This window comes from Lysobacter soli (assembly GCF_003382285.1).
Lineage (GTDB): Bacteria > Pseudomonadota > Gammaproteobacteria > Xanthomonadales > Xanthomonadaceae > Lysobacter_J > Lysobacter_J soli.
The window spans coordinates 65,497-75,246 of record NZ_QTJR01000017.1; the positions used below are offsets into that span (position 1 = coordinate 65,497).

Sequence of the window (9,750 nt, forward strand, 5' to 3'; positions counted from 1 at the left end):
AAGGGGGAGGGTCGGGGTAAGTGCCCGCAGTCAGGCCATTTCCCCGTGCGACGTGCGCACGCAATCGCGCCCGTCCGCTTTCGCGCGATACAGCGCCTGGTCGGCCAGCTGCAACAACGGATCGACGCCGCCGAACGCGGGCGATCCGGCGGCGTGCACGCCGATGCTCGCCGTCACCGTGATCTCGTAGGTACCGCTGCGGAACGGCGATTCGCGCAGGTGATGGCGCAGGTCCTCGGCGACCTGCGCCGCGGCGGTGAGGTTCAGGCCGGGCAGCACGACCACGAATTCCTCGCCGCCGAATCGCGCCAGCAGCGCATCCTGGTGCGGGCGCAGCGCATGGCCCAGCGTACGCGCCGCCCAGCGCAGGCATTCGTCGCCGATCAGGTGCCCGTAGCGGTCGTTGATCGACTTGAAGTTGTCCAGGTCGATCATCAGCAACGACAGCGGGCGGTGATGCTCGCGCGCCTGCCGGAGCAATGCATCGAAGCGGTCGCGGAAATGCGTGCGGTTGTGCAGTCCGGTCAACGCGTCGCGCTGGCTGGATTCGCGCAGCCGTGCATGCGCATCTTCCAGCTGCACCAGCGCGCTTCGAAGTTCCGTGGTGCGCAGTTCGACCTTGTGCTCCAGCTGCGCCTTCGCGTCGCTGACGATGCGTTCGTTCTCGTTGCGGAACTGCGCGTAGCGGTGGCCCAGCGCGATCGACAGCAGCAGCATTTCCAGGGCCGAGCCGATCTGCACCCCGTATTCGGTGAAGAAGGTTTTCGGCGCCAGGCCGAACGCCACGGCGACGAACAATCCCGTCCCCAACAGGAACATCGCCCACGCCAGCAGGAACAGCCGCGCCGGCGCATAACCGCGACGTACCATCGCCACCGATGCGATCGCGATCCACGCGATGCTCGGCAGCACCGCGGCGCCGGCGACGGGTGTGGCGATGTGGTACGGCAACCACGTCGACGCCACGCCCAGCAGCGCGAAGAACGCGATCAGCAGCAGGCTGACGCGATCGCCGCGTGGCCACTGTTCGCGCAGGCCGAGGAACACGCGCGCGAACTGCTGCATGCCGATCTGCGCCAGGCATGCCGACAACGGCACCATGCGGTCGTTCAACCACGTCGAGCCGGGCCACAGGTATTCGAAGCCCAGGCCGTTGAGCGTGAACAACACCAATCCGAACGCCGACAGGTGCACCAGATACCAGAAGTAGCTGGCATCGCGCAGGCTGAGCCACAGCGCCATGTTGTAGAAGAACAGCGCCAGCAGGATCCCGTAGTACGCGCCGATGACGAACTGCGCATCGCGCGCGGCCTCGGCGAAGGCCGGCAGCGTGAACAGCGAGAGCGGCACCTGCATCGAGCTTTCGCTCTGCACGCGCACGAATACGTCCACCGGCTCGCCGGGTGGAAGCGTCAGCAGGAAGTTCGGATGCCGGTAGCGGATGCTTCGCGCGGCGAACGGCAGATGGTCGCCACCCGCCTGCACCGCGACGCGGCCGTCCGCATGGCGCGCGTACACGTCGATGCGGTCGCTCAGTGCGTAGTGCTGTACCAGCAGCCACCGCGTCTCGGGGTTGTCGCGGTTGACCACGCGAACATGGAACCAGAACGCGCCGTCGTGGAAACCGAGCGAGGTTCGGCCGCCGGGCAGGGGCTGGAAGCGACCGTCGTCGAGCCACCGCATCGCCGTGCCGATATCACCGGTCGCGGGTTCGTCGTGGAGGTACTGCATGGCCGGCGCGAGATCGACCTGGCCCGTATGCCGCCCCAGTTCGATGGTTGCCGCCGATGCGGACGCCGTCGACCACGCAAGCGCGAGCAGCGCCGCGAGGCAGAGGCGGACCCAGACAGGCGCACGTTCCATGTCGTCCCTTCGGCCGCTGGTCATGCGGTGGCCGATCGTTGAGGCGTTGGCGTGGGACCGGGCAGGGCGGCGAGCCCGCGCTGGCGGCCCGGCGGGCGGTCGTGACGCGGCCATCACTATCGCTGCGGACCGTGTGAACGCTGCGTTCAGGCTTGGCCGGCCTCAGGCTGCCGCCGGTTGACCGCGCCCCGACCGAGGTGTTCCAATGTATTAACGCGTTAATACGTTGAGTTCGAAATGAAGCGTCGTCCCCTGGAAAACGAGCGCAGCGCCGAGAACCTCGGCTTCCTCGCCGCGGCACTGGCGAGCCTGCAGACCGTCGAGGAGGTCCAGGCCTTCCTGGAAGACCTGTGCACGCCCGCCGAGCTCGAAGCGATGGGCGACCGCTGGCGCGTGGTGCCGCTGCTGCAGGACAACGTCCCGTATCGCGAAATCCACGAACGCACGCAGGTGAGCGTCACCACCATCGGCCGCGTCGCGCGCACGCTCGAACGTGGTGCCGGTGGCTATGGCGTCGCCGCGGCCCGACTTTCCACGCCTCCCGCCGCGCTCAACGCCGGCTGATCCGTATCGGTTCCCAGAGATCCCCATGAGTCCCTCCCCCAACACGCCGGCGCGCGATCGCCTGCGCATCGCGATCCAGAAGTCTGGCCGGCTGGCCGATCCGGCCCGCGCACTGCTGACCTCCTGCGGCCTGAGCTGGCGCGAAAGCCGCGACCGCCTGTTCTGCTACGGCGAATCGCTGCCGGTCGATCTGCTGCTGGTGCGCGACGACGACATCCCGGGCCTCATCGCCGAAGGCGTCTGCGACCTCGGCATCGTCGGCCGCAACGTGCTGCTCGAGCAGGGCTACGACCGGGCGGCGGGCGGCAGCGCGCTCGCCTTCCGCGAATGGCGCGCGCTCGGATTCGGCGGGTGCCGCCTCGCGCTCGCCGTGCCGGACGGCTGGGACTGGCAGGGGCCGGAGCAACTCGCCGGCAAGCGCATCGCCACGAGCTACCCGGCGTCGCTGACGCGCTGGCTGGCCGAGCAGGGCATCGACGCGAAGGTCGTGCTGCTGTCGGGCTCGGTCGAAATCGCACCGCGCCTCGGCCAGGCCGACGCGATCTGCGATCTGGTCTCCAGCGGCGCGACGCTCGCGGCGAACCAGCTCAAGCCGGTGACGACGCTGATGGAAAGCGAAGCGGTGCTCGCCGGCCCGGCCGAAGCGCTCGACGCCACGCGCGGCGAACTCGCCGAGATGCTGCTGCGCCGCCTCGATGGCGCGCTGCGCATCCGCCACAGCAAGCTGCTGCTGTTCCAGGCGCCGCGTCGCGTGCTGCCCGACCTGCTGCCGCTGCTGCCCGACGCGGAAACGCCCACGGTGATGCGCCTGGACGACGGCGACGACCTCGCGCTGCAGGCCCTCTGCCACGGCGCGGTGACGTGGCAGCGGCTGGAAGAACTCAAGCGCGCCGGCGCGCGTGGCCTGATGGTGTTGCCGGTGGAGGGCATGCTGGCATGAACGCCGTCCCGTCCCCCGACGAGCTGATGCGCCGCGTCGACTGGCGCCTGCTCGACACGCGCACGCAGGCGCAACTGCTGCGTCGCCCGGCGCAGGTGACGTCGAGCACGACGGCGAGCACCGTCGCCTCGATCATCGGCGAGGTGCGCGACAGCGGCGACTCGGCGCTGCGTGCGTTCGGCGAACGCTTCGACGGCTTCGCGCCGGTCGATTTCGCCGTGGGCAGCGCCGAATTCGCCGAAGCCGAAGCGTCTCTGTCGGTAGAACTTCGCGCCGCCATCGACGAAGCGGCCGAGCGCATCGCCGCGTTCCACCGAGCAGGCATGACCGCGCCGTACAGCGTCGACACCGCGCCCGGCGTGCGTTGCGAACGCGTGCTGCGGCCGATCCAGCGCGTGGGCCTGTACGTGCCCGCAGGCTCGGCGCCGCTTCCGTCGACCGCGCTGATGCTTGGCGTCCCCGCGCGCCTGGCCGGCTGCCCCGACATCGTGCTGTGCACGCCGCCGCGCCGCGATGGAACGGCAGACCCCGCCGTGCTCTACGCCGCGAAGCGCTGCGGCATCACGCGCGTGTTCAAGATCGGCGGCGCGCAGGCGATCGCCGCGATGGCCTACGGCACGGCGAGCGTCCCGCGTTGCGACAAGCTATTTGGCCCCGGCAATGCCTACGTCACCGAAGCCAAGCGGCAGGTCGCCATGGACGTCGATGGCGCGGCGATCGACATGCCCGCCGGGCCGTCGGAAGTGCTGGTGATTGCCGACTTCGGCGCGAATCCCGCCTTCGTCGCCGCGGACCTGCTGTCGCAGGCCGAGCACGGTCCGGATTCGCAGGTGATGCTGCTGAGCGACGACGACAGGCTGCTCGACGCCGTGAGCGAACAGCTCGCATCGCAGCTGGGGCAGCTGCCGCGCGCCGACATCGCGCGTCGGGCATTGCAGTCGTCCAGCGCGATCCGCGTGGAGTCGATCGAACAGGCGCTGGCGATCAGCAACCGTTACGCGCCCGAGCACCTGATCCTCGCGCTCCGCGACGCGCGCGCCGCATTGCCGCAGGTCACCGCCGCCGGTTCCGTCTTCCTCGGCGACTGGGCGCCCGAAGCGCTGGGCGACTACTGCAGCGGCACCAACCACGTGCTGCCGACCAGCGGCGCGGCGCGCTTTGCGGGTGGCCTGAACGTGGCGAGCTTCCAGGTGGCGATCACCGTGCAGGAAGTGCAGCCGCGTGGCATCGAAGCCATCGGTCCGTGCGCGGTGGAACTCGCGCGCGCGGAAGGCCTGGACGCGCACCTGCAGGCGGTCGCGCTGCGGCTGCAGGCGGTGGCGTCGTGAACGTCGCCATCGACACGAACCTGGACACGAGCCCGCTCGCGCTGGTGCGCGCGGACCTGCGCGATTTCGGCGGCTATCGCTCGGCGCGCAGCGACCGCCTGCAGGGCGAGGTGTGGCTCAACGCCAACGAATCGCCGTGGCCGAACCTTGCCGACCGCGAAGGCTCGCTGCGCCGCTATCCCGATCCGCAGCCGCAGGCGCTGCGCGAGGCCCTCGCCGCCCTCTACGAATGCGCGCCGGAGCAGCTGCTCGCCGGACGCGGCAGCGACGAAGGCATCGACCTGCTCGTGCGTGCCCTCTGCCGGCCCGGCAACGACGCGATCGTGGTCAGCACGCCGACCTTCGGCATGTATGCGGTGAGCGCGCGGCTGCACGGCACGCGCGTGATCGACGTGCCGTTGCGCGAAACCGATGGCGAGTGGCGCAGCGATTTCAACGCGCTCGCCGACGCCGCGGTCGCGCAGGACGCACGCATCGTCTTCCTGTGCTCGCCGGGAAATCCGACCGGCGCGCTGCTGCCGATCGGCGAGATCGCCGCGCTCGCCGCGCGCCTTGCCGGGCGCGCGCTCGTCGTCGTCGACGAGGCCTACATCGAGTTCGCCGACGCGCCTTCCGCGATCCGGCTCATCGGCACGCATCGCAACGTGGCCGTGCTCCGCACCTTGTCGAAGGCGCACGCGCTCGCCGCAGCGCGCATCGGCACGGTGATCGCCGACGCCGAACTCATCGACGTGCTGCGCCGCTGCCAGGCGCCGTATCCGCTGCCATCCGCATGCACCGACGAGGCGCTGCGTGCGCTGGGCCGCGACGCCGCATTGCAGACCCGCACGCGCATCGCGACGGTGCGCGCCGAACGCGACGCGCTCGCGCAGCGGCTTGCGAGCGCACCCGGCATCCGCCGCGTATACGCCTCGCGCGCGAACTTCGTGCTCGTGCGCTTCGATGACGCTCAATCCGCATTCGAGCGCCTGCTCGCCGCCGGCGTGGTGGTTCGCGACATGCGAGCCGCGCCCGGCCTGGGCGACGCGCTGCGCATCAGCCTGGGCACGCCACAGCAGAACGCGTCGGTGCTGTCGATCCTGGAGGCGCGCGCATGAGCACGCCGATCCTGTTCGTCGATCGCGACGGCACACTGATCGAGGAGCCGTCGGACTTCCAGATCGACCGCTTCGACAAGCTGCGCTTCGTGCACGGCGTGATCCCCGCGATGCTCCGCCTGCGCGATGCTGGCTACCAGTTCGTGATGGTGACCAACCAGGACGGCCTGGGTACCGACGCATTCCCGCAGGCGGATTTCGACGGCCCGCACGGCCTGATGATGCAGATATTCGAAAGCCAGGGCATCGTCTTCCGCGACGTGCTGATCGACACGAGCCTGCCCGCGCAGAACGCCCCGACGCGCAAGCCGGGCATCGCGCTTGCCACGCCGCTGCTGCAGGATCGCGGCATCGACTGGTCGCGCTCGGCGATGGTCGGCGATCGCGAAACCGACAATGCCTTCGCGCGCAACCTCGGCATCCGCGCCTTCCAGTTGCGCACGCCGCAGTTCGGCGGCGACTGGGACTGGAGTTCGATCGCGCATGAGCTCGCCGATGCGCCGCGCACCGCGCGCGTGCAGCGCAACACGCGCGAAACCCGCATCGAGGTCGCCATCGATCTGGATCGCTCTGCCGAGCCGAGGATCGCGACGGGGCTCGGCTTCTTCGACCACATGCTCGAGCAGATCGGCAAGCACGGCGGCATCGCGCTGGAGTTGCGCTGCGAGGGCGATCTGCACATCGACGAACACCACACGGTGGAGGACAGCGCGCTCGCGCTGGGGCAGGCGCTGCGCGAGGCGCTCGGCGACAAGCGCGGCATCGGGCGTTACGGCTTCACGCTGCCGATGGACGAATCGCTGGCGAGCGCGGCGCTCGATTTTTCCGGCCGACCGTACTTCGTGTTCGACGGTGCGTTCGCGCGCGATCGCGTCGGCGGATTGCCGACGGAGCTGGTGCCGCATTTCTTCCGCTCGGTGTGCGACGGCGCCGGGCTCAACCTCAATCTTCGCGTCGAAGGTGAGAACGACCACCACAAGGTCGAAGCCTGCTTCAAGGCCTTCGCGCGCGCGTTGCGCCAGGCGGTGAAGCGCGAAGGGCGTGAACTCCCCAGCACGAAGGGGACGCTGTGACCGACGTCGTCCTCATCGACTGGGGCGGGGGCAACATCGGCTCCGTCCGCTACGCGCTCGACCGTCTCGGCGCGCGTTCCGTGCTCAGCAGCGATGCCGACACCATCGCGAATGCGCCGCGGGTGATCCTGCCCGGCGTCGGCGCGGCGGCGCCCGCGATGCAGCGCCTGCATGAGCTCGACCTCGTCGATACGATCCGCGCGCTCGAAGTCCCGCTGCTGGGCATCTGCCTGGGCATGCAACTGCTTTATGAATCCTCGGAGGAAGGCGAAGTGGAAGGGCTGGGCGTGCTGAAAGGACGCATCGAACGCATTGCGCCTAGGCCGGGCCTGCGCGTTCCGCACATGGGCTGGAACCGACTTCGACGCGAGCGCTCGTCTGCGCTGCTGGACGGCATCGAGGATGGTGAATGGGCCTATTTCGTGCACGGTTTCGTCGCGCCGCTGAGCGAGGACACGCTGGCCAGCAGCGATTACGGCAGCGGGTTCACCGCCGTCGCCGGGCGCGGGCAGCGCTTCGGTGCGCAGTTCCATCCCGAACGTTCGGCGGCGACGGGCCAGCGCCTGCTCGCGAACTTTCTCGCGATGGAGGCGGCATGAACGCGCTTGCTTCCACGATGCAGCGAAAGGATTTCGAACTCTATCCCGCGATCGACGTGCGCGACGGTCGCGTGGTCCGGCTGCACCAGGGCGATTACGGGCGCGAGACACGCTATGCGCCGACGCCGCTGGAGCTCGCGTCGCAGTACGCCGACAGCGGTGCGAGCTGGCTGCATCTGGTCGACCTCGATGCCGCGCGCGAAGGCGGCTACACGTTGCGTCCGTTCGTGCGCGAACTGGTCGCGACGACCGGCTTGAACGTGCAGACCGGCGGCGGCGTGCGCAGCGAGGACGACGTCGCGCTGATCCTCGATGCCGGCGCGCAACGCGTGGTTGTCGGCTCTCTCGCCGTGCGCGAGCCCGACCGCGTGCTGCGATGGATCGAACGCTTCGGCGCGGAACGCATCACCGTGGCGCTCGATGCCCGCCAGGACGACTCCGGCACATGGCGCTTGCCCACCGCGGGCTGGACGCAGGACAGCGGCGTCGAGCTCGAATCGCTGGTGCGCCGCTTCGCCGACGGCGGGCTGAAGCACCTGCTGTGCACCGACATCGCGCGCGACGGCATGCTCGCCGGGCCGAACCTGTCGCTGTATAGGCATCTGTCGACGCTCGCGCCCGCGTTGCGCATGCAGGCGTCCGGCGGCGTCCGCGACATCGACGACATCGAAGGCGCGCGCGACGCAGGATGCGCGGGCGCGGTGCTCGGCAAGGCGCTGATCGAAGGCCGCTTTGCACTCAACGATGCGCTGCAGAGGGCCCGCTCATGCTGAGTCGCCGCATCGTGCCCTGCCTGGACGTGCGCGACGGCCGCGTCGTCAAGGGCGTGAAGTTTCGCGATCACGTCGACATGGGCGACATCGTCGAACTCGCACTGCGTTATCGCGACGAAGGGGCCGACGAACTCGTCTTCTACGACATCACCGCCAGCCCGGAAGGGCGCAGCGTCGACCGGCAATGGGTCGAGCGCGTTGCGCGCGTGATCGACATTCCGTTCTGTGTCGCTGGCGGCATCCGCTCGGTGGACGACGCGCGCGCCGTGCTGCATGCCGGCGCGGACAAGGTGTCGATCAACACGCCGGCGCTGGATCGCCCCGAACTGATTGGCGAGATCGCCGAGGTGTTCGGCGTGCAATGCGTGGTGGTCGGCATCGACAGCCTGCGCGACGAGGACGGGCAGTGGCGCGTGCGCCAGTACACCGGCGATCCGTCGCGGACGCGCGCGCTCGCGAAACGCACGCTGGACTGGGTCGTCGAAGCGCAGGAACGCGGCGCCGGCGAGATCGTCCTCAACTGCATGGGAAGCGACGGCGTGCGGCAGGGCTACGACATCGAACAATTGCAGGCGGTACGCGAACGCTGCGCAGTGCCGCTGGTCGCCTCCGGCGGCGCGGGAACGGCCGAGCACTTCGTGCACGCCTTCGCTGGCGCCGATGTCGATGCCGCGCTCGCCGCGAGCGTGTTCCACTCCGGTGCGGTAAGGATCCCCGAACTCAAACGGCACCTGCGCGCGCAGGGCATCGAGGTGCGCGATGTCGCTTGAACTGGCGCCCGAGGCCGTCGACGCCCTCGCGTGGAGCAAGCAGGGCGGCCTGCTGCCCGCCATCGTCCAGGATGCCGACACGTTGCGCGTGCTGATGCTCGGCTACATGGACGCCGCTGCGTTGCGCACGACGCTGGACAGCGGCCACGTGACCTTCTTCAGCCGCAGTCGCAACACGCAGTGGACCAAGGGCGAGACGTCGGGGCACTTCCTCGATGTCGTCGCCGTCGATGTCGATTGCGACAACGACACGGTGCTGGTGACCGCGCGTCCGCACGGCCCGACGTGCCATCTCGGTCGCGAAAGCTGCTTTCCTGACGCGCCGGCGGCGTCCTCATCGTTCGTGCGCGAGCTAGATGCGCTTATCGCCACGCGCGAGCAGGAACGCCCCGGCGGCAGCTACACCACCAAGCTGTTCGAAGGCGGCATCCGCCGCATCGCGCAGAAAGTGGGCGAGGAGGGCGTCGAGACCGCGCTGGCGGCCGTCGCGCAGTCGGATGAGGAACTGCTCGGCGAGGCCGGCGACCTGCTTTACCACCTGCTCGTGCTGCTGCGTGCGCGAGGGCTCGGGCTCGCCGACGTGGAAGCCGTGCTTCGGGCGCGTCACGCCGGCTGAGGCAAGGCGGGCGACTTCCGGCGGACATCGGCGCGGACGATAATCGCGCGACCCCCCCCCCCCCCCCCCCCCCCCCCCCCCCCCCCCCCCCCCCCCCCCCCCCCCCCCCCCCCCCCCCCCCCCCCCC

10 protein-coding genes are annotated in these 9,750 nt (G+C 69.8%); 9 read left to right on the plus strand and 1 reads right to left on the minus strand.

Going from position 1 to position 9,750, the window contains the following annotated elements; all coding sequences use genetic code 11:
• Positions 1 to 30 precede the first annotated feature (30 nt).
• Positions 31 to 1,863, minus strand: coding sequence for a sensor domain-containing diguanylate cyclase (locus DX912_RS17115; protein WP_181902882.1), 1,833 nt, complete (start codon positions 1,861 to 1,863; stop codon positions 31 to 33).
• A gap of 237 nt (positions 1,864 to 2,100) precedes the next feature.
• Here DX912_RS17115 and DX912_RS17120 point away from each other — a divergent pair, with 237 nt between their 5' ends.
• Genes DX912_RS17120 through hisIE form a run of 9 tightly spaced genes read left to right on the plus strand, consistent with a single transcriptional unit; the run spans position 2,101 to position 9,623 of the window.
• Positions 2,101 to 2,427 (plus strand): YerC/YecD family TrpR-related protein, encoded by a 327-nt coding sequence (locus tag DX912_RS17120; RefSeq protein ID WP_115844612.1) that lies wholly within the window; start codon positions 2,101 to 2,103, stop codon positions 2,425 to 2,427.
• Positions 2,428 to 2,452: 25 nt separating this feature from the next.
• The gene (gene hisG, locus DX912_RS17125; protein ID WP_115844615.1) at positions 2,453 to 3,367 is read left to right on the plus strand and encodes an ATP phosphoribosyltransferase; all 915 of its coding nucleotides are present in this window, start codon (positions 2,453 to 2,455) and stop codon (positions 3,365 to 3,367) included.
• A gap of 26 nt (positions 3,368 to 3,393) precedes the next feature.
• A complete protein-coding gene (gene hisD, locus DX912_RS17130; RefSeq protein ID WP_115844653.1) occupies positions 3,394 to 4,695 on the plus strand; it encodes a histidinol dehydrogenase in 1,302 nt (433 codons plus the stop codon).
• Positions 4,692 to 5,792: a histidinol-phosphate transaminase gene (hisC, locus tag DX912_RS17135; RefSeq protein ID WP_425477967.1), complete on the plus strand. Its 1,101-nt coding sequence runs from the start codon at positions 4,692 to 4,694 to the stop codon at positions 5,790 to 5,792. The genes hisD and hisC overlap by 4 nt, the downstream gene beginning before the upstream one ends.
• The gene (hisB, locus tag DX912_RS17140; RefSeq protein ID WP_115844619.1) at positions 5,789 to 6,865 is read left to right on the plus strand and encodes a bifunctional histidinol-phosphatase/imidazoleglycerol-phosphate dehydratase HisB; all 1,077 of its coding nucleotides are present in this window, start codon (positions 5,789 to 5,791) and stop codon (positions 6,863 to 6,865) included. Before hisC ends, hisB begins: the two co-directional genes overlap by 4 nt.
• On the plus strand, positions 6,862 to 7,464 hold the full coding sequence (gene hisH / locus DX912_RS17145; protein WP_115844622.1) for an imidazole glycerol phosphate synthase subunit HisH: 603 nt from the start codon (positions 6,862 to 6,864) through the stop codon (positions 7,462 to 7,464). The genes hisB and hisH overlap by 4 nt, the downstream gene beginning before the upstream one ends.
• A 17-nt stretch (positions 7,465 to 7,481) precedes the next feature.
• Positions 7,482 to 8,237 carry a 1-(5-phosphoribosyl)-5-[(5-phosphoribosylamino)methylideneamino]imidazole-4-carboxamide isomerase gene (gene hisA, locus DX912_RS17150; protein ID WP_233433636.1) on the plus strand — a complete coding sequence of 252 codons (756 nt, stop codon included), beginning with the start codon at positions 7,482 to 7,484 and terminating at the stop codon, positions 8,235 to 8,237.
• Complete coding sequence (hisF, locus tag DX912_RS17155; protein WP_115844627.1) at positions 8,231 to 9,007, plus strand: imidazole glycerol phosphate synthase subunit HisF; 777 nt, start codon at positions 8,231 to 8,233, stop codon at positions 9,005 to 9,007. Before hisA ends, hisF begins: the two co-directional genes overlap by 7 nt.
• Entirely contained in the window at positions 8,997 to 9,623 is a 627-nt protein-coding gene (gene hisIE / locus DX912_RS17160) for a bifunctional phosphoribosyl-AMP cyclohydrolase/phosphoribosyl-ATP diphosphatase HisIE (RefSeq protein WP_115844631.1), read from the plus strand. The genes hisF and hisIE overlap by 11 nt, the downstream gene beginning before the upstream one ends.
• Positions 9,624 to 9,750 lie beyond the last annotated feature (127 nt).

Coding starts and splice junctions, on each gene's coding strand:
- hisIE (WP_115844631.1), top strand. CDS start 8,997: ATGTCGCTTGAACTGGCGCCCGAGGCCGTCGACGCCCTCGCGTGGAGC.
- hisA (WP_233433636.1), top strand. CDS start 7,482: ATGCAGCGAAAGGATTTCGAACTCTATCCCGCGATCGACGTGCGCGAC.
- hisF (WP_115844627.1), top strand. CDS start 8,231: ATGCTGAGTCGCCGCATCGTGCCCTGCCTGGACGTGCGCGACGGCCGC.
- hisD (WP_115844653.1), top strand. CDS start 3,394: ATGCGCCGCGTCGACTGGCGCCTGCTCGACACGCGCACGCAGGCGCAA.
- DX912_RS17120 (WP_115844612.1), top strand. CDS start 2,101: ATGAAGCGTCGTCCCCTGGAAAACGAGCGCAGCGCCGAGAACCTCGGC.
- hisB (WP_115844619.1), top strand. CDS start 5,789: ATGAGCACGCCGATCCTGTTCGTCGATCGCGACGGCACACTGATCGAG.
- DX912_RS17115 (WP_181902882.1), bottom strand. CDS start 1,863: ATGGAACGTGCGCCTGTCTGGGTCCGCCTCTGCCTCGCGGCGCTGCTC.
- hisG (WP_115844615.1), top strand. CDS start 2,453: ATGAGTCCCTCCCCCAACACGCCGGCGCGCGATCGCCTGCGCATCGCG.